The organism is Xanthobacter sp. DMC47 (genome assembly GCF_056313845.1).
In genome coordinates, this window is sequence record NZ_JBQUZM010000001.1 from 226,826 (window position 1) to 249,268 (window position 22,443).

The 22,443-nt window shown below is 69.5% G+C and carries 21 protein-coding genes; 5 read left to right on the plus strand and 16 right to left on the minus strand.

The genetic code is table 11. The annotated features are described in order from the left end of the window. Positions 1 to 3: 3 nt before the first annotated feature. From ACT54R_RS01100 to ACT54R_RS01155, 12 genes are all read right to left on the minus strand, one after another. Positions 4 to 612, minus strand: coding sequence for an NADH-quinone oxidoreductase subunit J (locus ACT54R_RS01100; RefSeq protein WP_168458149.1), 609 nt, complete (start codon positions 610 to 612; stop codon positions 4 to 6). A gap of 198 nt (positions 613 to 810) precedes the next feature. Then, positions 811 to 1,299 (minus strand): NADH-quinone oxidoreductase subunit NuoI, encoded by a 489-nt coding sequence (gene nuoI, locus ACT54R_RS01105; RefSeq protein ID WP_024278573.1) that lies wholly within the window; start codon positions 1,297 to 1,299, stop codon positions 811 to 813. Between the two features lie 43 nt (positions 1,300 to 1,342). Further along, positions 1,343 to 2,362, minus strand: a complete 1,020-nt coding sequence (gene nuoH / locus ACT54R_RS01110) for an NADH-quinone oxidoreductase subunit NuoH (RefSeq protein WP_168458150.1) — start codon at positions 2,360 to 2,362, stop codon at positions 1,343 to 1,345. Between the two features lie 50 nt (positions 2,363 to 2,412). Continuing rightward, positions 2,413 to 4,491: an NADH-quinone oxidoreductase subunit NuoG gene (gene nuoG / locus ACT54R_RS01115; protein WP_476326330.1), complete on the minus strand. Its 2,079-nt coding sequence runs from the start codon at positions 4,489 to 4,491 to the stop codon at positions 2,413 to 2,415. Positions 4,492 to 4,608: 117 nt separating this feature from the next. Next, complete coding sequence (nuoF, locus tag ACT54R_RS01120) at positions 4,609 to 5,913, minus strand: NADH-quinone oxidoreductase subunit NuoF (RefSeq protein WP_168458151.1); 1,305 nt, start codon at positions 5,911 to 5,913, stop codon at positions 4,609 to 4,611. 5 nt (positions 5,914 to 5,918) lie between these two features. Further along, positions 5,919 to 6,791 carry an NADH-quinone oxidoreductase subunit NuoE gene (nuoE, locus tag ACT54R_RS01125; protein ID WP_476322573.1) on the minus strand — a complete coding sequence of 291 codons (873 nt, stop codon included), beginning with the start codon at positions 6,789 to 6,791 and terminating at the stop codon, positions 5,919 to 5,921. A 74-nt stretch (positions 6,792 to 6,865) separates the two neighbouring features. Further along, the gene (locus ACT54R_RS01130) at positions 6,866 to 8,053 is read right to left on the minus strand and encodes an NADH-quinone oxidoreductase subunit D (protein ID WP_476307667.1); all 1,188 of its coding nucleotides are present in this window, start codon (positions 8,051 to 8,053) and stop codon (positions 6,866 to 6,868) included. 32 nt (positions 8,054 to 8,085) lie between these two features. Further along, a complete protein-coding gene (locus tag ACT54R_RS01135) occupies positions 8,086 to 8,715 on the minus strand; it encodes an NADH-quinone oxidoreductase subunit C (protein ID WP_168458152.1) in 630 nt (209 codons plus the stop codon). A 15-nt stretch (positions 8,716 to 8,730) separates the two neighbouring features. Next, positions 8,731 to 9,315, minus strand: a complete 585-nt coding sequence (locus tag ACT54R_RS01140) for a NuoB/complex I 20 kDa subunit family protein (RefSeq protein WP_168458153.1) — start codon at positions 9,313 to 9,315, stop codon at positions 8,731 to 8,733. Further along, a complete protein-coding gene (locus ACT54R_RS01145) occupies positions 9,306 to 9,671 on the minus strand; it encodes an NADH-quinone oxidoreductase subunit A (RefSeq protein ID WP_024278565.1) in 366 nt (121 codons plus the stop codon). Before ACT54R_RS01145 ends, ACT54R_RS01140 begins: the two co-directional genes overlap by 10 nt. A 548-nt stretch (positions 9,672 to 10,219) precedes the next feature. Continuing rightward, positions 10,220 to 11,893 (minus strand): DUF3300 domain-containing protein, encoded by a 1,674-nt coding sequence (locus ACT54R_RS01150; protein WP_476322578.1) that lies wholly within the window; start codon positions 11,891 to 11,893, stop codon positions 10,220 to 10,222. A gap of 233 nt (positions 11,894 to 12,126) precedes the next feature. After that, positions 12,127 to 14,799 (minus strand): response regulator, encoded by a 2,673-nt coding sequence (locus tag ACT54R_RS01155; protein ID WP_476322581.1) that lies wholly within the window; start codon positions 14,797 to 14,799, stop codon positions 12,127 to 12,129. A gap of 373 nt (positions 14,800 to 15,172) precedes the next feature. Here ACT54R_RS01155 and ACT54R_RS01160 point away from each other — a divergent pair, with 373 nt between their 5' ends. Next, positions 15,173 to 16,756, plus strand: coding sequence for a flagellar biosynthetic protein FliO (locus tag ACT54R_RS01160; RefSeq protein WP_476322584.1), 1,584 nt, complete (start codon positions 15,173 to 15,175; stop codon positions 16,754 to 16,756). A gap of 105 nt (positions 16,757 to 16,861) precedes the next feature. Here the strand turns inward: ACT54R_RS01160 and dksA are convergent, their stop codons facing one another. Then, positions 16,862 to 17,278 carry an RNA polymerase-binding protein DksA gene (dksA, locus tag ACT54R_RS01165; RefSeq protein WP_168458155.1) on the minus strand — a complete coding sequence of 139 codons (417 nt, stop codon included), beginning with the start codon at positions 17,276 to 17,278 and terminating at the stop codon, positions 16,862 to 16,864. A 320-nt stretch (positions 17,279 to 17,598) separates the two neighbouring features. On the opposite strand from dksA, the gene ACT54R_RS01170 reads away from it, so the two are divergent. From ACT54R_RS01170 to ACT54R_RS01185, 4 genes are all read left to right on the plus strand, one after another. After that, positions 17,599 to 18,444: an AAA family ATPase gene (locus tag ACT54R_RS01170; protein WP_476322587.1), complete on the plus strand. Its 846-nt coding sequence runs from the start codon at positions 17,599 to 17,601 to the stop codon at positions 18,442 to 18,444. 3 nt (positions 18,445 to 18,447) lie between these two features. Then, on the plus strand, positions 18,448 to 18,867 hold the full coding sequence (locus tag ACT54R_RS01175) for a hypothetical protein (RefSeq protein WP_476322590.1): 420 nt from the start codon (positions 18,448 to 18,450) through the stop codon (positions 18,865 to 18,867). A gap of 87 nt (positions 18,868 to 18,954) precedes the next feature. Then, a complete protein-coding gene (locus tag ACT54R_RS01180; RefSeq protein WP_476322593.1) occupies positions 18,955 to 19,296 on the plus strand; it encodes an ArsR/SmtB family transcription factor in 342 nt (113 codons plus the stop codon). After that, a complete protein-coding gene (locus tag ACT54R_RS01185) occupies positions 19,293 to 20,180 on the plus strand; it encodes an SRPBCC family protein (protein WP_476322596.1) in 888 nt (295 codons plus the stop codon). The genes ACT54R_RS01180 and ACT54R_RS01185 overlap by 4 nt, the downstream gene beginning before the upstream one ends. 47 nt (positions 20,181 to 20,227) lie before the next feature. Here the strand turns inward: ACT54R_RS01185 and ACT54R_RS01190 are convergent, their stop codons facing one another. From ACT54R_RS01190 to ACT54R_RS01200, 3 genes are all read right to left on the minus strand, one after another. Next, positions 20,228 to 21,082 carry a MipA/OmpV family protein gene (locus tag ACT54R_RS01190; RefSeq protein WP_476322599.1) on the minus strand — a complete coding sequence of 285 codons (855 nt, stop codon included), beginning with the start codon at positions 21,080 to 21,082 and terminating at the stop codon, positions 20,228 to 20,230. Positions 21,083 to 21,272: 190 nt separating this feature from the next. Beyond that, complete coding sequence (locus ACT54R_RS01195) at positions 21,273 to 22,034, minus strand: SURF1 family protein (protein WP_476322602.1); 762 nt, start codon at positions 22,032 to 22,034, stop codon at positions 21,273 to 21,275. Beyond that, positions 22,031 to 22,417 carry a DUF983 domain-containing protein gene (locus ACT54R_RS01200; protein WP_168458161.1) on the minus strand — a complete coding sequence of 129 codons (387 nt, stop codon included), beginning with the start codon at positions 22,415 to 22,417 and terminating at the stop codon, positions 22,031 to 22,033. The genes ACT54R_RS01195 and ACT54R_RS01200 overlap by 4 nt, the downstream gene beginning before the upstream one ends. Between the last annotated feature and the right edge of the window lie 26 nt (positions 22,418 to 22,443).

A 22,443-nucleotide genomic window follows, 5' to 3' on the forward strand; every position in this document is an offset into this window, starting at 1 on the left:
CCTTCAGAGGCCCTGGCCGGGACGCACCTTGACCACCTCGATGGTGGAGGAGCGCGTCACCTGAGCCGTGATGTTCTGCCGGCGCACGTTCACCTTGTGGCGCAGCGTGAGCACGATGGCGCCGATCATGGCGACGAGCAGCACGAAGCCGGCGGCCTGGAAGAAATAGATGTAGTCGGTGTAGAGCACCTGCGCGATGGCGCGCACGTTGCTCTCGGTGGCGATGCCGCCGGGTGCGGACTTCACCGCCGAGGAGACCCCGGGGCCGGTCGCCCATGCGCCCACCACCAGCACCAGCTCGGCGAGGAAGATGAGGCCGACCACCACGCCCACCGGCAGATATTGCAGGAAGCCCTGGCGCAGCTCCACGAAGTCTACGTCGAGCATCATCACGACGAAGAGGAAGAGCACCGCCACCGCGCCCACATAGACCACCACCAGGATCAGCGCGAGGAACTCGGCGCCGATGAGGATGAAGAGGCCCGCCGCGTTCACGAACGCGAGGATGAGGAACAGAACCGACTGCACCGGGTTGCGGGAGGAGATCACCATGAAGGCGGACGCCACCAGCACGAAGGCGAAGAGATAGAAAAACGCTGCCGCGACGCTCATGCGCGTAGCCCCCCTGCCCGCGGCGCGCCCGCGCCGGCCATGTCCGGCCCCGCAAGGCGGCCGGCCCCTCTGATGTCCTGACGCATCCCGAAAACCCGACGCATCCCGAAAGTCCGATCTATGACGCCGCGCGTCGCCGCACGTCGCCGGTCCCGTTCCAGAAGACCGGCAGGATGCCGGCCGTGTTCGTTTCGCCGCTCAGCGATAAGGCGCGTCGAGCGCGATGGACCGCGCGATTTCGCGCTCCCACCGGTCGCCGTTCGCGAGCAGCTTTTCCTTGTCGTAATAGAGCTCTTCGCGCGTCTCGGTGGCGAACTCGAAGTTCGGCCCCTCGACGATGGCATCCACCGGGCATGCCTCCTGGCAGAAGCCGCAATAGATGCACTTCACCATGTCGATGTCGTAACGCGTCGTGCGGCGGGTGCCGTCGTTGCGGCGCGGGCCAGCCTCGATGGTGATAGCCTGCGCCGGGCAGATGGCCTCGCACAGCTTGCAGGCGATGCAGCGCTCTTCCCCGTTGGGATAGCGGCGCAGGGCATGCTCGCCGCGGAAGCGCGGTGAGAGCGGGCCCTTCTCGAAGGGATAGTTCAACGTCGCCTTGGGCTTGAAGAAGTAGCGCATGGCGAGGAAGAAGCCCGAGACGAGCTCGGTGAGAAAGATGGCGCGCGCGGCCTGATCGAGCTTCACAGGCGCTCTCCCCGAAGGCTGTGCGAAAGGGCGGAAGGAACGGTCATTGCGGCGCCGTCCCGGTGAAGTGCAGCACGCCCGCGACCACCACGACGGCGACGAGGGAGATCGGCAGGAACACCTTCCAGCCGAGCCGCATGAGCTGGTCGTAGCGATAGCGGGGCACCATGGCCTTGGCCATCGCGAACAGGAAGAACATGAAGCAGAGCTTGATGACGAACCACACCAGCCCGGGCACCCAGGTGAAGGGCGCGAACGGGATGGGCGAGAGCCAGCCGCCGAGGAACAGGATGGTCCCCATGGCGCACATGGTCAGGATCGCCACGTACTCGCCGAGCATGAACAGCAGGTAGGGCGTCGAGCCGTATTCGGTCATGAAGCCCGCCACCAGCTCCGATTCCGCTTCCACGAGATCGAAGGGCGGGCGGTTCGTCTCGGCCAGGGCCGACACGAAGAAGATCACGAACATGGGCAGCAGCGGCAGCCAGTACCAGCCGAGGAAGCCGAACCGGCCGTTCTGCGCCTCGACGATCTCCGAGAGGTTCAGCGAGCCGGCGCACATCAGCACGGTGATGATGACGAAGCCGATGGAGACTTCGTAGGACACCATCTGCGCCGCAGAGCGGAGTGCGGCGAGGAAGGGGTACTTCGAGTTCGAAGCCCAGCCGCCCATGATGATGCCGTACACGCCGAGCGACGAGATGGCGAAGATGTAGAGCACGCCAATGTTGAGGTCGGCGATCACCCACCCCTGCGCGATCGGCACCACCGCCCAGGCGGCGAGCGCCAGCACGCAGGTGACGAGCGGGGCCAGCAGGAAGATCGCCTTGTTGGCGCCCGCCGGGATGGTCGGCTCCTTGAGCACGAACTTCAGCAGGTCGGCGAAGGATTGCAGGAGGCCGAACGGCCCCACCACGTTGGGACCGCGGCGCAGTTGCACCGCCGCCCAGATCTTGCGGTCCGCCAGCAGGATGAAGGCGATGAAGATCAGGAGCGCCACGAGCAGAGCAAGGCTCTGCCCGAGGATGATGAGCACCTGGATGAGGGTGTCCTGCCAGTTCATGTCCGCGTTTCCGTGAAGCTCGCAGCCGTCCGGTTCACCGTGCCCATCGCCTACTCCGCCGCTTCCGCCGCCGCCGCAAGGCGCAGCGCGGAGCATTCGGCCATCACGGCGGAGGCCCGCGCGATGGGGTTGGTGAGGAAGAAGTCCTCGATCACCGGCGCGAACGCCGTCTTGTCCACGCTGCCGCCAACGCCCGCGAGGGTCGCCACCGCGCCCGCGTCCGCCACGGCGGCCTCGTCGATATGGCCGAGGTGGGGATAGGCCGAGACGAGCTGGGCCCGCAGCGCCTGCATGTTATCGAAGGGCAGGGTCTGGCCCAGCACCTCGGACAGCGCCCGCAGGATCGCCCAGTCCTCGCGCGCCTCGCCGGGCGGGAAGGCGGCGCGGTTGGCGAACTGCACCCGGCCTTCCGTGTTCACATAGATGCCCGACTTCTCGGGATAGGCCGCGCCGGGCAGGATCACGTCCGCCCGGTGGGCGCCGCGATCGCCATGGGTGCCGAGATAGACGACGAAGGCGCCGGGGGCGACCTCCACCTCGTCCGCGCCCATCAGGAAGGCCACGTCCAGCGCGCCAGGTGCAGTCATGGCGGCGACGTCCAGCCCGCCGGGGCCGGGCACCGCGCCCACATCGAGGCCGCCGACGCGGGCGGCCGCAGTATGCAACACGCCGAAGCCGTTCCAGCCGTCCTTCACCGCGCCCACCGCCACCGCCACCCGGGCGGCCAGCGAGAGCACCGCCGCGCCGTCCGGCCGCGCCAGCGCGCCCTGGCCGACGATCACGACGGGACGCTCGGCCTTGCGCAGGATATCCCCAAACGCGGACGAGCCGGCGAGGTCGGCGAGGCTGTCGGGGCCGGCGCCGAGATAGTCATAGGCGTAGGTAAGGTCCACCTTGGCGCCGATGAGGCCGATCTTCAGCCCGCCCTGCCGCCACCGCTTGCGGATGCGCGCATTGATGACGGACGCCTCATGCCGCGGGTCGGTGCCCACGAGGAGGATAGCGTCGGCCTGCTCGATGCCGGCGATGGTGGGGTTGAACACGTAAGTTGCGCGGCCGAGCGCCGGATCGAGCTTCGCGCCGTCCTGGCGCGCATCGATGTTGGCGGAGCCGAGCTTGCCGATCAGCGTCTTGAGGGCGAACACCTCTTCCACGCTGGCGAGGTCGCCGACGATCGCGCCGACCTTGGCGGGGGTGGCGCCCTTCACCTTGGCGGCGATGGCGGCGAACGCCTCGCTCCAGGAGGCGGGCACGAGGCGGCCGTCCTTGCGCACATAGGGGCGGTCGAGCCGCTGGACCTTGAGGCCGTCCCACACATAGCGGGACTTGTCGGAGATCCACTCCTCGTTCACGAGGTCGTTGTTGCGCGGCAGGATGCGCATCACCTCGCGGCCGCGGGTGTCGATGCGGATGTTGGCGCCCACCGCATCCATGACGTCGATGGACTCGGTCTTGATGAGCTCCCACGGCCGGGCGTGGAACTGGTAGGGCTTGTGGGTCAGCGCGCCCACCGGGCAGAGGTCCGCCACGTTGCCCTGCATCTCCGAGCGCATGGCGTGCTCGAGATAGGTGGTGATCTCCATGTCCTCGCCGCGGCCGATGGCGCCGAGATCCGGCACGCCGGCTACTTCCGTGGAGAAGCGCACGCAGCGGGTGCACTGGATGCACCGGTTCATGGAGGTCTTGACCAGCGGGCCGATATACTTGTCTTCAACGGCGCGCTTGTTCTCGGCGAAGCGCGAGGTGTCCGCGCCGTAGGCCATGGCCTGGTCCTGCAGGTCGCACTCGCCGCCCTGATCGCAGATCGGGCAATCCAGCGGGTGGTTGATGAGCAGGAACTCCATCACCCCTTCGCGGGCCTTCTTCACCATGGGGCTCTTGGTGAGCACCACGGGCGGCTCGCCGTTGGGGCCGGGACGCAGGTCCTTCACCGCCATGGCGCAGGAGGCGGTGGGCTTGGGCGGCCCCCCCTTCACTTCCACCAGGCACATGCGGCAGTTGCCGGCGATCGACAGCCGCTCATGGAAGCAGAAGCGCGGAATCTCGACGCCCGCCGCCTCGCACGCCTGAAGCAGCGTGTATTCGGCAGGTACATCGACCTCGGTTCCGTCGACGACGATCTTCGCCATCACTTCCACCTCACCTTGAACCGCGCCGGGCGCGGCCGGAGCCGGACGCACGGCGCCCGCTCCCTGAGACAACTCCCCTCCCCGCCCGTCGCGTCGGCGCGCCCGGCGGGGTGCTCTTCACTCCGCCGCGACCGGGACCACGGGGTCCGGATGCGGGTTGGCGGCATACTGGTCAATGCGCGCCTCGATCACATGACGATAGTGCCGGATGAGGCCCTGCACCGGCCACGCGGCGGCATCGCCGAGCGCGCAGATCGTGTGGCCCTCGATCTGGGTGGTGACTTCCAGCAGCAGGTCGATCTCGCGCTTCTGGGCGCGGCCCTCGGCCATGCGGTTGACCACGCGCCACATCCAGCCGGTGCCCTCGCGGCACGGCGTGCACTGGCCGCAGCTCTCGTGCTTGAAGAAGGCCGAGATGCGGGCGATGGCCTTGATGATGTCGGTGGACTTGTCCATCACCAGCACGCCGGCCGTGCCGAAGGACGACTTCACCGCGCGGGTGCCGTCGAAGTCCATGATGAGGTCTTCGCACTGCTCGCCGGGGATCACCGGGCAGGACGCGCCGCCGGGGATGATGGCGAGCAAATTGTCCCAGCCGCCGCGCACGCCGCCGCCATGCTTCTCCACCAGCTCCTTGAACGGGATGCTCATGGCCTCCTCGATCACGCAGGGCGTGTTCACATGGCCGGCGAGGGAGAACAGCTTGGTGCCCACATTGTTGGGGCGGCCGATGGAGGAGAACCAGGCCGCGCCGCGCCGCAGGATGGTCGGCGCGACCGCGATGCTCTCCACGTTGTTCACCGTGGTGGGGCAGCCATAGAGGCCCATGTTCGCGGGGAACGGGGGCTTCAGGCGCGGCATGCCCTTCTTGCCCTCGAGGCTCTCCAGCAGCGCGGTTTCCTCGCCACAGATATAGGCGCCGGCACCGTGGTGGACATAGAGGTCGAAGGGATAGTCGTGGACGTTGTCCTTACCGATGAGGCGCGCCTCATAGGCCTGATCCACCGCCGCCTGCAGGCGCTCGCGCTCGAAGATGTATTCGCCGCGGATGTAGATGTAGGCCGCGTGGGCGCCCATGGCGAAGGAGGCGATCAGGCAGCCCTCGATCAGCGTGTGCGGATCGTTGCGCATGATCTCCCGGTCCTTGCAGGTGCCGGGCTCGGATTCGTCGGCGTTCACCACCAGATAGTGGGGACGGCCATCGGACTGCTTGGGCATGAAGGACCACTTCATGCCCGTGGAGAAGCCGGCGCCGCCGCGACCCCGCAGGCCGGACGCCTTCATCTCGTTGATGATCCAGTCGCGGCCCTTCTCCAGGATGGCCTTGGTGCCGTCCCAGTTGCCGCGCTTGAGCGCGCCTTCAAGACCGAAGTCGTGGAAGCCGTAGAGATTGGTGAAGATGCGGTCCTTGTCGGCGAGCATGGGCCTCACTCCTCCGGATCGCGCACGCCGGTGCCGGTCTTCACCGGCTCACGGTCGGAACCTGTAACGGACGGGCTGGAGGCCTGCGCCTCCGCGGCGACGGTCTCGCGCTTCTCACGCGTGTCGGCGCCGTCGGCCGCCTTTTCCTGAGCCGCCGCGGTGGCGCCCAGGGGATCGGCCGGGCTTTCCGACGCCGCACGGGCGCGGCCGGCGGAGAGAAGATCCGGCGTCTCGGTGCCAGCACCGCCGGCGGCGGGCACGGTGGTCTTGAAATCATAAAGCGCGGGGTCGAGCAGCACGCGCGGGCCGCCCTCGGGCTCGGAGCCCTTGCGGGAATTCTGCGGCCCCACCTTCACCGGACGGCCGGCGGCGAGATCGTCGAGCAGCTTCTCGAAGTTCTCGGGGGTGAGGTCTTCGTAATAATCGTCGTTGATCTGCACCATGGGCGCGTTGGTGCAGGCGCCGAGGCATTCCACCTCAAGCCAGGAGAAGGTGCCGTCGGCCGAGACATGCCGCTCGTGGCCGATCTTCTTCTCGCAGACGTGGCGAATGGCTTCCGCGCCGCGCAGCATGCAGGGCGTGGTGCCGCACAGCTGCACGAAATACTTCCCCACCGGCTCAAGGTTGAACATGGTGTAGAAGGTGGCGACCTCGAGCACGCGGATGTGGGCCATGCCGAGGCGATCGGCGACCGCGCGGATGGCGGGCTCGGGCAGCCAGCCGCCGGCGGCCTTCTGGGTTTCCCACAGCAGGGGCACCACGGCGCTGGCCTGCCGGCCTTCCGGATATTTGGCGATCAGCTTCTGCGCGATGGCCTCAAGCTCCGGCGTGAAGCTGAAGCTCTCGGGCTGCTCGGCGGCGAGGCGGCGGACGGACATGGTTCAGATCCCGGAAGAAGCCGCGCGCAGGCCGCGCGCAAGCATCGGGCAAAGGGCGAGAGGAAGGCGGGCCATCAGCGGTCCACCTCCCCGAACACGATGTCGAGCGAGCCGAGCACCGCGGAGACGTCGGCCAGCATGTGGCCGCGATTGAGGAAGTCCATGGCCTGCAGGTGCGCGAAGCCCGGAGCGCGGATCTTGCAGCGGTACGGCTTGTTGGTGCCGTCCGAGACGAGATAGACGCCGAACTCGCCCTTGGGCGCTTCCACCGCGGCATACACGTCGCCTTCCGGCACGTGGAAGCCTTCGGTGTAGAGCTTGAAGTGATGGATGAGCGCTTCCATGGAGCGCTTCATCTCGGCCCGCTTCGGCGGCGCGACCTTGTGGTCCTGGGTGTGGACCGGGCCCGTCTCCTTCAGCAGGCGCTCGACGCACTGCTTCATGATGGAGGTGGACTGGCGCATCTCCTCCATCCGGACGAGATAGCGGTCGTAGCAGTCGCCGTGCTTGCCCACCGGAATGTCGAAGTCGAGTTCCGAATAGCACTCGTAGGGCTGCGAACGGCGCAAGTCCCACGCCGCGCCGGAGCCGCGCAGCACCGGACCGGAGAAGCCCCAGGACAGCGCCTCTTCCACCGACACCACGCCGATGTCGACGGTGCGCTGCTTGAAGATGCGGTTGTTGGTGACGAGCGCGTCGAGGTCCGCCACCAGCTTCAGGAACGGGTCGCAGAAGGCGCCGATGTCTTCCACCAGCGCGCGCGGCAGGTCCTGGTGGACGCCGCCGGGCCGGAAGTAGGCGGCGTGCATGCGGCTGCCGGAGGCGCGCTCATAGAAGATCATGAGCTTCTCGCGCTCCTCGAAGCCCCACAAAGGCGGGGTCAGCGCGCCCACGTCCATGGCGAACGTGGTGACGTTGAGGAGGTGGGAGAGCAGGCGGCCGATCTCGGAATAGAGCACGCGGATGAGCTGGCCGCGCTTGGGCACCTCGATGCCCAGCAGCTTCTCCACCGCGAGGCAGTAGGCGTGCTCCTGGTTCATCGGCGCGCAATAGTCGAGCCGGTCGAAATAGGGCACGGCCTGAAGGTAGGTCTTGGCCTCGATCAGCTTCTCGGTGCCGCGGTGCAGGAGGCCGATGTGCGGGTCCACCCGCTCCACCACCTCGCCGTCCAGCTCCAGCACAAGGCGCAGCACGCCGTGCGCCGCAGGATGCTGCGGGCCGAAATTGATCTGGAAGTTGCGGACCTTGTCCGCGGGCTTCATCTCGTCGGCGACATCAACCATGAGACGCTCCCTCACCCGGCCTTGGGCGGCGCGGGCGGCTGGCCCGAGGCCTTCTCGTCACCGGGAAGGACGTATTCCACGCCCTCCCACGGCGAGAGGAAGTCGAAGTTCCGGAACTCCTGCGGCAGGCGGACCGGCTCGTAGACCACGCGCTTCTGGGCGTCGTCGTAGCGCACCTCCACGAAGCCCGTGGTCGGGAAGTCCTTGCGCAGGGGGTGACCGTCGAAGCCGTAGTCCGTCAAAAGGCGGCGCAGCTCCGGGTGGCCGGTGAACAGGATGCCGTACATGTCGTAGGCCTCCCGCTCGAACCAGTTGGCACCGGGGAAGACGCCGGTGATGGAGGGCACCGGGGTGTCCTCGTCGGTGGCGACCTTGAGGCGGATGCGAGCGTTCTGCTTCACGGAAAGCAGGTGGTACACCACGTCGAACCGCTTCTCACGGGCGGGATAGTCCACGCCGCACACGTCCACGATGCAGGTGAACAGGCAGGCCGGGTCATCCCGCAGGAAGGTCACGGCCTTGACGATCTGCGACGGCTCGATGAGCAGCGCCAGCTCGCCAAAGGCGATCTCGGTGCCGATCACCACGCCCGGCAGGGCGCCGGAGACGTGGGCGGCGAGGTCGTTGAGGGTCTCGTCCATCACACCGGCTCCCGATCAGCGCTCGATGGTGCCGACGCGGCGGATCTTCTTCTGCAGCAGCAGAATGCCGTAGAGGAGCGCTTCCGCGGTGGGCGGGCAGCCCGGCACGTAGATGTCCACCGGCACGATGCGGTCGCAGCCGCGCACCACCGAATAGGAGAAGTGGTAGTAGCCGCCGCCATTGGCGCAGGAGCCCATGGAGATGACGTAGCGCGGCTCCGGCATCTGGTCGTAGACCTTGCGCAGCGCGGGGGCCATCTTGTTGGTCAGCGTGCCGGCGACGATCATGACGTCCGACTGCCGCGGCGAGGCGCGCGGCGCGAAGCCGAAGCGCTCCACGTCGTAGCGCGGCATGGAGGCCTGCATCATCTCCACCGCGCAGCAGGCGAGACCGAAGGTCATCCACATGAGCGAGCCGGTGCGCGCCCAGGTGATGAGATCATCGGCGGTGGTGAGGAGGAAGCCCTTGTCCGCCAGCTCGTTGTTGATCTCCTTGAAGAAGGGATCATCCGCGCCCACGGGGCGGCCGGTGGAGGGATCGACGATGCCGGTCGCGGCGCGCGCGATCTCGGGCTTGGTGGCCGAAGGGGTCAGTCCCATTCCAGAGCTCCCTTGCGCCATTCGTAGATGAACCCGACGGTGAGCACGCCGAGGAAGATCATCATCGACCAGAAGCCGAGGTCGCCGAGGCCACCGAAGCTGATCGCCCACGGGAAGAGGAAGGCGACCTCGAGGTCGAAGATGATGAAGAGGATGGACACCAGGTAGAAGCGCACGTCGAACGTCATGCGCGCATCATCGAATGCGTTGAAGCCGCACTCATAGGCGGAGAGCTTCTCCGGGTCCGGATTCTGGTAGGCGACGATGAAGGGCGACACCAGCAGGGCCAGGCCGATCACCGCCGAAACGCCGATGAAGATCACCACCGGCAGATAGTCCATGAGCAACGCGTTCATCTTGCTCGCACCTCGGAGCGCTCGGTCGGTGCCATGGGCGCCGCGCTTGGGTCACCCAATTGGGTCTTAAGGAGCTTGAAACGGCTGATCGCCTGAAGCGTTACCGCGCCGTCCGGCTAGAGAAGTTCGAAACGACGCGAGAGCCTTATCGCAGCGCCAGAAGGGAGGCAAGTGCGCGGATCGGCCAAGGTGTCATGCCTTTGGCGGAGGATCGCCGGTGCGCCCGGGGCAGCCGGTCCACGGCCGCCGCGCCGCCCCTTTCGCAGCGCCGCGAAAGCTGGGCCGGAGCCGGCCTGCGGTTCTCTCAGGGGAGGTAGATCGGGAGGGCCTCAATTCTGTGCAAGATGCAGTTGCGGGCGACTGTTGCATCCGTGCGACACAATGCCGTGTGCGTCTTCCCCTCCACCTGCCCGGCGGACCGGCCGCTTTGCACAGACCAACCGGCACCGGCGCGAGTCGCGCCGGTCGATCACCGATGCCCGGCCGGGGCGATTCCGCCCCGGCGATTCTGCGGGCATGCCGGAGCCGGGGCTTCCCCCGGCACCTGCTCAGCGATGGGGCCGTGCGCCGCCCGGACGTCCACCGCCGCCGCGCCCGCCGCCGCCGCCGCCGCCCTGGATCTTGGGGCCGCCGCCGCTGCGGTACTGCTTCGGCTGCCCGGAGGGCCTGCCTGCGGGCTTCACGCTCGACTTGCCGCCGCTGCCCTTCTTGAGCTGCTGCGAGCTGCCGGTGGGCTTCACCGGCTTCGCCGTCGTGCCCGGACCGACGGGCTTGCCCGCGCTTCCGGGTGCACCGGGCTTGCCTGCATTCCCGGGACCACCGGGACCGCCCGGCTGCCCGGCAGCGCCCGGTCCACCCGGCTTGCCTGGACCACCGGGACCACCCGGATAGCCCGGTCCGCCCGGACCGCCCGGCTTGCCGGGGCCACCGGGATAGCCGGGTCCACCCGGACCACCAGGACCACCCGGACCACCAGGACCACCGGGATAGCCGGGGCCGCCCGGTCCACCGGGCTTGCCGGGATAGCCCGGGCCACCCGGATAGCCGGGCTTGCCGGGAAGCGGCTTGGCGGGATTCGGCTTCCACGGGCCGACAGGGCCGCCGGGACCACCGGGATAGCCGGGGCCACCGGGATAACCGGGACCGCCCGGCTTGCCGGGATAGCCCGGACCACCGGGCTTGCCCGGGTAGCCGGGATAGCCCGGACCTCCGGGATAGCCGGGAGGCGGCGGCCAGCCGGGGTGGCCGGGACCGCCCGGCCACCCGCCCGGCGGGCGGGGCGGCGGCGGACGCCAGCCGGGATAGCCAGGCCACGGCGGCGGGTAGACCCAGCCGCGCCCCCAGTTCCACGGATTGCTCCAGGCGCTGCCGACGAGCACGCCGGCCCCGAAGGCCAGCAGGCCCACGCCGGCCGCGGTGTAGATCGTGGTCGGGTCGTAGGTCGGCACATAGACCATCGTGGGGTCGGCCGAGGTGATGTAGACCACGTTCCGGCCGTCTTCCTGCCGGCTGGTCACGACCTGCTTGTCGTTGGTCTTCAGCGTGCCGGCCGCCTCGGCCTTGGCGCGCAGGGTCTGGATGGCGACCGACACGTCCTCCGGCTGGCTGACGAAGGCGTAGCCGATGGACTGGGTGGCATCGAGATTTTCATTCAGCTTGGCGACGACGGTGGGGAAGCGCGTCAGCGCCTTCACCGAGGGGTCCCACTTCTGGGCGTCGGCACCGGAGAAATCGCCCTTCTTCACCGCACTCTTGTGAGTGTCCAGCCAGCGCTGCGCCTGCACCAGCTCCAGCGGATAGGCGGTGGCCGGCAGCATCTGGGCGAGCAGCGTGTCGGGGTAGAGCGCATACGGCGCGAGCAGGGTCTCAAGCTCGGCCAGCGTATAGAGCGAGGACGCCGGCGCGGCCGGAGGCGCACCGGCCGGAGCACCGTCAGTCGGCACGCCAGGAGGGGGCGCAACGGCCGTGGCGGGCGGCGGGGCCGAAGAAGGAGCAGCGGGCGGCGTCGCTGCCTGGGGAGCAGCGGGCGGCGGGGCCGCTTGAGGCGCGACCTGAGGCGCGGCATCCGGCGGCGTTGTCGGCGGGGCGGCCGGCGCTTGGGTCGCCGGGGCGCCGGTATCAGGCGCGCTCTGCTGGGCGATGGCCGGATAGAGGCTCGTGGTCCAGCCGAAGGCCAGCGCCACGGCGATGCGGGACCAGCCCGCCAGCTCCCGGCGCCGCATGTTCGTGCGTCTTGGTGTCAAGTCAGGGTCCTCCCCCTCGCCGGCCCGCCCCGGCCGCAGACCGGGCGCGGTGCGCCGATCTGGCGGCCGCCGGCAGGGCCGCGCCTTGACAATGCGCAATCGCAGGCCGCCCGTCTAGAGCGCGCGGCGCCTGACGGAGCGCCACAGGGGGCGCCGATATCCCTTCTCTCTCATTACGTTAGAGAAATGCACCGGCGCCGGAGGCGCCGGGTTCAGGCCCTCAGCGTCTCGCTCACCGCGGCGACCAGCTGCTTCAGGGAGAAGGGCTTGGGCAGGAAGGAGAAATGCTCGCTCGGAGGCAGGTTGCGGGCGAATGCCTCCTCGGCATAGCCGGAGATGAAGATCACCTTCAGCCCCGGCTCGCGGCTTCTCAACTCCCGCAGCAGGGTCGGGCCGTCCATCTCCGGCATCACCACGTCGGAGATGACGAGATCGACGCTGCCTTCCCGGTTCATCAGCTCCAGCGCCTCGACGCCGCTCGCCGCAGCCAGCACCTCGTAGCCGCGATTGGCCAGCGCCCGGCTGGCGAAGGCGCGCACGGCATCCTCGTCCTCCACCAGCAGCACGCGGCGCCCCTGCCCTGTGGTATCGCCGGCCTTCGGCTCCGGCTCGGCGGGCTTGGGTGCCTCTTCCTCCTCGAGGCCGCCCACATGGCGGGGCAGAAAGACGCGGAAGGTGGTGCCGTGCCCCATTTCGCTGTCGGCGAGAATGGTGCCACCGGTCTGCTGCACGATGCCATAGACCGTGGACAGGCCGAGCCCGGTGCCCTTGCCCACTTCCTTGGTGGAGAAGAAGGGCTCGAAGATCTTGTCCATGATGTCGGGCGGAATGCCGGTGCCGGTGTCGGCCACCTCCACCATGACATAGTCGCCCTCCTGCAGCCCCTGCCCATAGGCGCCGCAGCCGGCGGCCGGCACGTTGCCGGTGCGAATGGTGAGGGTGCCGCCGTCCGGCATGGCGTCGCGGGCGTTCACCGCGAGGTTCACGATCACCTGCTCGAACTGGTTTACGTCCACCTTCACCGGCCACAGGTCGCGGGCGTGCTCCACATCCAGCGTGATGCGCTCGCCGATGAGGCGGCGCAGCAGCGCGGCGGCATCCGAGATCACGTCGGCCAGCTCGATCACCTGCGGGCGCAGGGTCTGGCGCCGGGAGAAGGCGAGCAGCTGCCGAACGAGCCCGGCGGCGCGGTTCGCGTTCTGCTTGATCTGCATGATGTCCGGGAAGGACGGATCGCTCGGCCGGTGCTTGGCCAGCAGCAGGTCGCAATAGCCGATGATGGCGGTGAGCACGTTGTTGAAATCGTGCGCCACGCCGCCCGCGAGATGCCCCACCGCCTGCAGCTTCTGCGACTGGGCGAACTGCACCTCCAGCGCCCGCTGCTCGGTCATGTCGATGGCGCACAACGCGATGTCGCCGCTGGCGCCAAGCGGCGCCGCATAGAAGCGGGCCGAGCGGGCATTTGCGCCGGCCAGAGTCACGTCGCAGGGCGCGGGCGGCTCGCTGGCGCCGGCCGCGGCGGCGAGCAGCGCCTCGGTGCCGGCGGCATCGGCCACCAGCGCGGCGAGGGGCCGGCCGGCGGCATCGCGGCCGAACAGGCGCTCGAAGGCCGCATTGGCGGCGCGCACGCCGCCGGACCGGTCCACCAGCGCCATGGCCAGAGGGGCACGCCGGAAGAACAGGTCGCCGAGGATTTGGCCGCCACCGCCTTCTATACCGTTGGCTTCGGCGCCAGCGGCTGGGCCTCCCCCGGCGGGGGCCGCGCCGAGCGCGCCCTCCACCGCATCGAGCGGCAAGGCGACGGCGCCGGTGCCCTCGGCGGTGGCGGCGATGCGCAACAGCACCGGAAGCGCCGCGCCATCCTTGCGCCGGAACGCCGCGACCAGCGACGCCCGGCCGCCGTTCGCCTGCGCCGCCGCGAGGGCCGGCAGGCTTTCGGGCGTGACGACCCGGCTGAGCGCCATGCCGTCCGGCCCCCAATCGGCGAGGGCGTAGCCGAGCATCCGGCAGAAGGTGAGGTTGGGGTCCACCACCCGGCCGCCGACGATGCGCAGCAGGCCGGCCGGCAATTCCTCCCACGCCGCCACCAGGTCGGGCCCGGCATAGCCTTCGGGCGCGGGCGACGGGGGTGTCGGAGCGAGAGGAGCAGGCACGGGAGAGGGAGCGGCGACGGCGGGAGCCACCGCGGGAGCAGTCGGAGCGGGTGCCACCACCACCGGCTCCGGCGCGCGCACCGCGGGCGCCGCCGGCAGCGGCTTCGCCACGACGGGCGCGGGAGCGGCTGCAGGGGACGGGGCGGCAGCGGGCGCAGGTGCGGGAGCGAACGCCGGCGCCGGCTCGGCCTCGGCGGTATCGACCATGCGCAGGGTCCACAGCACACGCCGGGTCCCGCCTACGGGATGCACCGAGACCTCAAGCTGCCGACCGCCCGCGCCTCCGCCGAACGGCATGGTGCTCAGGTGGGGGCTTGCCCCGGCGACGGCATTGAGCAGTTCGCCCACCGTCCCCTGGCTGCCGGGGATGCGGGCGAGGAAGCGTTCCGGCAGCGGCGGCTCGGCAGTGCCGCTACGGCACATGCGCAGGTAGGCGGCATTGGCCTCGACGATGCGCTCGCCATCCTCCACCACGGCCATGGCGTCGCCGGATGCCGCAAGGGCAATCTCGCCGAGCGGATCGTCCGGCTGCGCGCCCTTGAAGGCGCGCCGGGCGGCAAGGAAAAGCTCGACCACCCCGACCACGGCGAGCGCCGCGATGATGGCAGAGGCGATGCCGCCCCCGTCCCGCCCGAGGATCGTCGCGCCCACGAAGCCCCCCGCGAGCGCGAAGGCGACGATGAAGAGCCGGGCGCCCAGCGGCCCCGCCCCACGACCCTTCTTGCGCCGCACGGCGGTTCCCTGGTCCTTTGTCTGGCGACCCCGCATGCGCTCTTTTACCATTCCGGCGACCCGTTCAGGCGATCTGCCGCCCAGATGCGTGCATCATTCGCACGGATTTAAGGGAGAGAATCGCCGGTGACTTAAATCCTGCCACGATTATCAACAAAACCTTAGGCCCTGAGGCTCACGATGCGCTCCCGGCGCGGCTATTGGCGCGTCCGGACGTCCGGGCATTTCGTGATATTGACGGCGCGATGGTCCAGGGGACGATGCTTCTGGGCAGGATGGTCCGAGGGACATCGCGCGTTCCGGAAGGATGCCGGAGGGAGGCCACCGACGGGCCCACGCCCGAGGACGTGCCCGGTTCGAGTTAAGCGGAGGCATGATGCTACAGCAGATGTTCGGTACCCAGCTCGCGCTCCCGATTCGGGTGGCCGTTGCGGCCATCGTGATCGCGGCGCTGCTGGGCTTGACGGTGCTGGTGATGCGCCGCCTCGCCGCCCGCACCGCCGGCGGCGAGCGCCGCGGCCGGGCCGGCCCCCGCCTCTCCGTGCTCGACAGCGTATCCGTGGACCCGCGCCGCCGCCTCGTTCTAATCCGCCGCGACGAGGTGGAGCACCTGCTGCTGATCGGCGGCAACAGCGACCTCGTGATCGAACAGAACATCGGCGGTGCCGAAGCGGTGGAAGCCGCGCCTGCCGCCGTGACGCCCCCGCGCGAAGCACCGAGCCTGCAACGTCCCACGCCGCGCCGCCCCCTCTCCGCCGCGCCGGCTCCGGTGGCTCTCGCCGCGGATGTCCCCGCCGCCAGCCTTCCGGCGCCCGAACCTGCCGCAGCGGAAGAAGCATCGCCCGCCAACACCCGCGAGGAGCGCCGTTCGGCCCTGGCGCGGCGGCCCCTGATGCGGGGCGACGGCACCCTCTCCGGCCGCTCCGCCCCGCGTGCCGCCGATGGCGCGCCCGAGTCCGCCGCGGCCAAGGACGCCCCGAAGGAACCCTCCAGGGACACCGTGCGGGCCGAGGCCCCCCGGCCCGACCAGGCTCGCCTGGACGCCCTCAAGGCCGAGTTCGCCGCCAGCACGCCGTCCCGGCTCGATGCCGGCAAAAGCGACGCGGGCAAGAGCGATGCTCCCCGTATTGACTCGCCCAGAATTGACTCGCCGAAGGTCGAAGCCCCGAAGGTCGAGGCCGCCAAGGTCGAGGCTCCCCGGGTTGAGACCGAAGACGCGCCCCCCGCCGTCAGCGAGGTCGCTGCGGAACTCGAGGATCTCACCCACCGCCTCGACGCCGCGCTTGTCCACCCGCAGCCGGCTTCCGCCGCGCCGCAGATCAGCCTTTCCGACCTGCTCGGCGACGAGCCCGAGACGCCCGCCGAACCAGCGCCGGCCCCCCGCCCCGAGCCGGTGATCGAGCCCCCGCCGCCGCCGCGGTCGAGCGAGGGTCCATTGTCGCGCTTCCTGTCCCAGTCGCGCCTGCGCTCGACCGAGCCGCGGCCGCGCACGGAGCCGACCCCGCGCACCGAGGCGCCCCGCCCGGACGCGCCCCGGATCGACGCCCCCCGCCCCGACACGTCCTTGCGCCCGCGGGAGTTCGCCTTCCGCCCGGCCGGCGAGAGCCGCCCGCTGCCGGCGCCGGAGCAGCCGCGCCGTGAGCCGCTCGCCTTGCGTGACGTGAGCCGCGAGGAGGCCCCGCTCCGGCCCGAGACTTCGAGCCCGTTGCTGCGTGCCCCCTCCCCGACCGTAACGCCGGTGTCCACGGATGTCGCCGCTCCGGTGATCCACGCCCCGGCCCCTGCGGGCTCGTCCCACGCGGCGCCTCCCCTGCCGCCCGTCGTCGCCGCGCCCCCGAGCGCCCCCCACGCCGGGGAGGCGCCCCGCGTCGAGCCGGAGACCCCGCGCGACCCGCTGGATGATTTCGACGCCGAGATGGCCAACCTGCTCGGCCGCACCAACGCGCGCAGCCGCTGAACCGTTCGCCGGCCACGGGGCCGGTGCCGGACGCAAGAAGGCCGGCGGGGCGATGGCTCCGCCGGCCTTCTGCACATTTGAAATGGTGCCACCCGGGAGGACGGCTCAGTCGTCGCGATAGACCCGCTCGCGCCGCTCGTGACGCTCCTGGGCCTCTACCGAGAGGGTGGCGATGGGCCGGGCCTCGAGGCGCTTCAGCGAGATCGGCTCGCCGGTGTCCTCGCAATAGCCGTAGGAGCCGTCCTCGATCCGCTGGAGCGCCGCGTCGATCTTGGCGATCAGCTTGCGCTGGCGGTCGCGGGCGCGCAGCTCGATTGAGCGGTCGGTCTCGGACGAGGCCCGGTCCGCCAGATCCGGGTGATTCTGGTTCTCGTCCTGAAGGTGCTGCAGGGTCTCGCGGGCCTCCTTCAGAATATCGTCCTTCCAACGCAGCAGCTTGAGGCGAAAATATTCGCGCTGCCGATCGTTCATGAAGGGCTCATCCTCACGGGGCCGATAGTCCTCGTCGATTTGGATCGACATCAGCAAGGTCCTCGATATGCGTCGCTCTGCCGTCGAAGCGAGACGCGGCAAGTCGGATCATGCCCATCCGGCCTTGCGTGGAGCCAAGCACCGACGACGAACTCCCCGTCACGGAACTTAAGGGCTGCCGCCCCGGCGTGCGGGCCGGCGGAGCCGACCTTTCGGCCAGGAGGAGGCCCCATGGTCGCCGCGCTTATATCGACGCCTTCGAGTTACGACAACCGGGATGTCCTTGTCCTGCGGGCTCCGCCCCTTGACGGATGGGCGCGGCGTGCCGACCTTGCTGCGGCGCGAGAGAGCGCGGGAAGGGATCACGTCTCATGCGGTTCGAGGGCACCAAGAGCTATGTGGCCACCGACGACCTCAAGGTCGCCGTGAACGCGGCCCTCGTCCTCGAACGCCCGCTGCTCATCAAGGGCGAGCCCGGCACCGGAAAGACCGTTCTGGCACAGGAGGTTGCGTCGGCGCTCGGGGCGCCGCTGATCGAGTGGCACGTGAAGTCCACCACCAAGGCGCAGCAGGGCCTCTACGAATATGACGCGGTGGCCCGCCTGCGCGACAGCCAGCTCGGCGACCCCAAGGTCCACGACATCGCCAATTACATCCGCAAGGGAAAGTTGTGGACGGCCTTCTCGTCCGACGCGCGGCCGGTGCTGCTGATCGACGAGGTGGACAAGGCGGACATCGAGTTTCCCAACGACCTGCTGCAGGAACTCGACCGCATGGAGTTCCACGTCTACGAGACGGGCGAGCAGGTGAAGGCGCGCCAGCGCCCCCTCGTCATCATCACCTCCAACAATGAGAAAGAGTTGCCGGACGCCTTCCTGCGCCGCTGCTTCTTCCACTACATCCGCTTTCCCGACCCCGAGACCATGCGGGCGATCGTCGAAGTGCATTTCCCCGGCATCAAGCAGCGGCTCGTCGGCGAGGCCCTGCGCATCTTCTACGAGCTGCGCGACGTGCCCGGGCTGAAGAAGAAGCCGTCCACCTCCGAGCTGATCGACTGGCTCAAGCTGCTGATGGCCGAGGACATCGAGCTTGAGACCCTGCGCGAAAAGGACGTGCGCAAGGCCATTCCGCCGCTCGCCGGCGCGCTTCTGAAGAACGAGCAGGACGTCCACATGTTCGAGCGCCTCGCCTTCCTCGCCCGGCGGGAGCAGCGCTGACCCATGGACGCGACGCAAATCCTCGTCGCCCTTCTCGTCATCGGCGCGCCGCTGGCGCTGTTTCTCAGCGTGCGCGGCGGCGGGAAGGCCACGGGGGATGGCGCGAAGGCTGCCGCCGCGAAGCCGGATACCGGGGCAGGTCGCGCGAAGCCGCCGGCCGACTACGGGATCGGCCGGGAGGACTCCCCCGCCCCCGCCGCGTCGGCTGCCCGCAGCGAGCCGGACACGGCCAATGCGGCGCGGGCAGCAGCGGCGGCGGCAGCGGGCGGCGCGCTCATCATCGCGGCCGGATATTCCGCCCACCACCATTCCGGCGAGGCGGGGGGCGAATCCCCCCATGTGGGCCACAGCGGCGGCGGCCCCGATTCCGGCGACAGCGGCGGCTCGGGTGACGGGGACGGCGGTGGTGGTGGCGGCGAATAGAGCCTTCTGCGCCTCGCCGGAGACAATACTTAGCTAAAGTGCGAAGTTTTCCTTGCGGCGGCCGCTTGCGCCTCTATACTTAGCAACATGGCTAAGCATGATCCCGATCTCTCGCTGCTCTTCCACGCGCTGGCCGATCCGACCCGCCGGTCGATCCTGACGCGCCTCGCCGAGGGGCCTGCGGCGGTGACGGATCTCGCCGGCCCCACGGGCCTGCGCCTGCCAACGGTGATGCGGCATTTGTCCGTGCTGGAGGAGGCCGGGCTGATCGCCACGGCCAAGGACGGGCGTGTGCGCACCTGCGCCATCCGCCCGGAGGCGCTGGAGCCCGCGCGCACCTGGCTCGACGAACAACGCGCCCTCTGGGAGGCCCGGCTCGACCGGCTGGATGCCTTCGTGACCAACGTGATGAAGGGAGGACCCCAATGACCGTGCAGGACGCACCCGGCCGCTTCGCCACCCTGACCTTTGAGCGCGCGGTTTCGGCGCCGCTCTCGACCCTCTGGCAGGCCTGGACCGCCCCGGCCGCGCGGGCGGTGTGGGCCGCGCCCACGGCCGCCGTCACTGTGGAATTCCTGGAGGCCGACACCCGCGTGGGCGGCCGCGAGGTCTCGGTCTGCAAGGTCGAGGGCCAGCCCGACATCCGGTGCGAATGCGGCTGGCTGGCGATCTCGCCCGCTGCGCGCAGCGTGAACTACGAGGTGGTCTCCGCCGAGGGCGCCACGCAGTCGGCGGCTCTGGTGACGGCGGATTTCTCCGGCAACGGCGAACGCAGCCGGCTTGTCGTGACGGTCCAGCTCTCCGCGCTCGCCGCCGACATGGAAGCGGGATACCGGCAGGGCTTCGATGCCGGGCTCGGCAATCTCGCCGGCGCGGCCGAGCGCACCATGGTGCTGGAGCGGGTCATCAAGGCCCCGCGTGCCGTGGTCTGGGGCGCCTGGATGAATCCCCAGTCGCTGCCGCAGTGGTGGGGGCCGGACGGCTTCTCCTGCCGCACCGCACGCATCGATCTCAGGCAGGGCGGCGAATGGGTGTTCGACATGATCGGGCCCGACGGCACCGTCTTCCCCAACCACCATCTCTACCGGGAAGTGCGGCCGCAGGAGCGGATCGCCTATTCCCTGCTCTGGGGCGAGAACGGGCCGAAGCACGCCGACGCCTGGGCGGCGTTCGACGATCAGGACGGGGCGACCAAGGTCACGCTGGGCATGGTGTTCAGCACGGCGGCCGAATTTCAGGCTGCCAAGGGCTTCGGCGCGATCGAACTCGGCCAGCAGACGCTGGCCAAGCTGGAAAGGCGCGTCACGGGCTGAACCTCAGCCCGGAACCCTTACCCTCAAACCTCTCAACACCAAATCTCTCACCACCAGGACTTGCCGATGTTGAAGGTGTAGCTGAGGGAGACGCCGGCGGTGAACTGGTTGGCGTCGGTGGTGAGGGGCGAGGACGCCGCATCGCCCAGCAGGCGGCCATAGCCGCCGAACACGCCGGTCTCGAAGCCGTTGCGGAAATTGTAGGTGAGCTGCGCCATGGCGCCCACCATGTCGAAGCCGGCAGAGGCGTTGTAGACCGGCAGCGGATTGCCATAGGCGTTGGCCACCACCGACTGCAGCGGCGTCACGCCGAAATAGGTGCTCATGTAGCCCGAGCCACCATAGGTGAGGCGGGGGCCGACAGCGAAGCGCCACTGGCCGTAGGGCAGGATCACGTCGGCCCCGAGCAGGCCGCGGATGCCCTCGAAGCCGCCGACGCCGTAGCGCAGTTCTGCGCGGGTGCGGAACCAGTCCGTCAGGTACCACTCGGCGAAGGCGCCAGCTTCCACTGCCGGATCGATATTGCCGAGGCCGGTCAGGCGCAGGGAATCGCCGGCATCGCGGCCCCAGTCGATGCGGCCGACGGCGCCGACGCGGAAATTGCCCGTGTCGAAGATGGCGAAGGACGGATTGTCGTCCACGCTGCGGAAGACGTTGAGCTGGCTCGCCTTGCGGATGGAGAAGATGAGGCCTGGCCGGGCCGAGTAGTTGTCCGCGCCGGGATAGCTCGGGTCCGCCGAGAGGGACGCGCCGATGGTGAGGTACCAGTCCTCGTTGGCCGAGGGCGGGACCGGCGTGGCCGGCGGCGGCGAGAACATGTCGGCCGCATGCGCGACGCCGCACGCTCCCCCCGCGAAAGCCGTGGCGAGGAGGAGGGAACGCAGCTTGCGGAACACGACCATTGGGGAAACCTCTGACAGAACCTGCGGCCATCCTGCGGCGGCGCCGCTTTATGAATTGCCAACACCGCGACGCCTGTGCACGGCAAAAAAGCCGGCAAAACCGCTGGCGCAGGGTGAGGGTTAACCAAGTGCCGGGTCAAGGCCGCCGCGACGATCCCGGCCCCGCGTTGCAGATCGGCAACGCCTCCCGTCAGGACGCGCGCCGGCGCCGGCTGATGAAAACGGCGATGGCGACGCCCACCAGCGACGCCGCGAGGCCGTACCAGGTGAGCGCATATTCCAGATGCCGATTGGGGAACGCGATGCGGGTGCCGCCGCCGATGGGAAGGCCGCCCGGCACCGGCGTCGCATCCGCATCGATGAGGAAGGGCGCCGCGCCGGAAAGGCCGCGGGCAGCGGCGATGTCGGCCGGCTCCATGCGGTAGAAGCTGCCATGGGCCGGATCGTTAGCCGGCACGAACCAGCTCGCCTCTTCGGGGAAGCGCAGCAGGCCGACCACCTCCACCTCGCCCGTGACCTGGCCTTCCGCCCGCGTCGCGGGATCGCGCCGGTCGGCCGGGATGAAGCCGCGGTTGATGAGGATGGGCGGGCCATCGGCCCGAATCAGCGGCGTCACCACCAGGAACCCCTGCCCCTTCACCGGGCCGGCCGCATCCTCGCCGCGCACGGTGTAGACGAAGGCTTCCTTCGCGTGGTCGAAGGTGCCGCGCACTTTCACCCGGCGGTATTCATCCGCCTCGCGGGTGAGCGACGGCCAGCGATCGGGGGGCGGCACCGCCTCGGGGGCAGCGTGGACGCGGGCCTCCACGCGGGCGAGCAGCGCCTCCTTCCAGGCGAGCCGGTTGAGCTGCCAGGTGCCGAGGCCGATGAGCACGGCGAAGGCGGCACAGGCGAGGACGAGCAGGAGAAGGCCCCGCCCGCGCGGCGCAGGGGAAGGCGTGGTTCCGGTCACTGGCCGTGATGGTCCAGCCGGCCCTCGGAGGCCTTGTTGCGATACTGCAGCGCCACCATGAGCGCCTTCAGCGGCCGCAACAGGCCGAGGGTCACCACGAGGATGGCGGGGATCCACAACAGCGCATGCACCCACATGGGCGGCTCGAACTTCGCCTCCACCCAGAAGGCGAGGGCCACCACGATGAACCCGGCGAACAGGATGACGAACACCGCCGGCCCGTCGCCCGCATCGGCGAAATCATAGTCGAGGCCGCAGGAGGTGCAGGAGGGCGCGAGGTCCAGGAAGCCCTTGAACAGCGGGCCACGGCCGCAGCGCGGGCACCGGCAGGAGAGGCCCGCCGCGAAGGGCGAGACGGGAGCGTGATAGGGATCAAGCGACACGGGGCACCTCCGGTGCCGAAATGAGA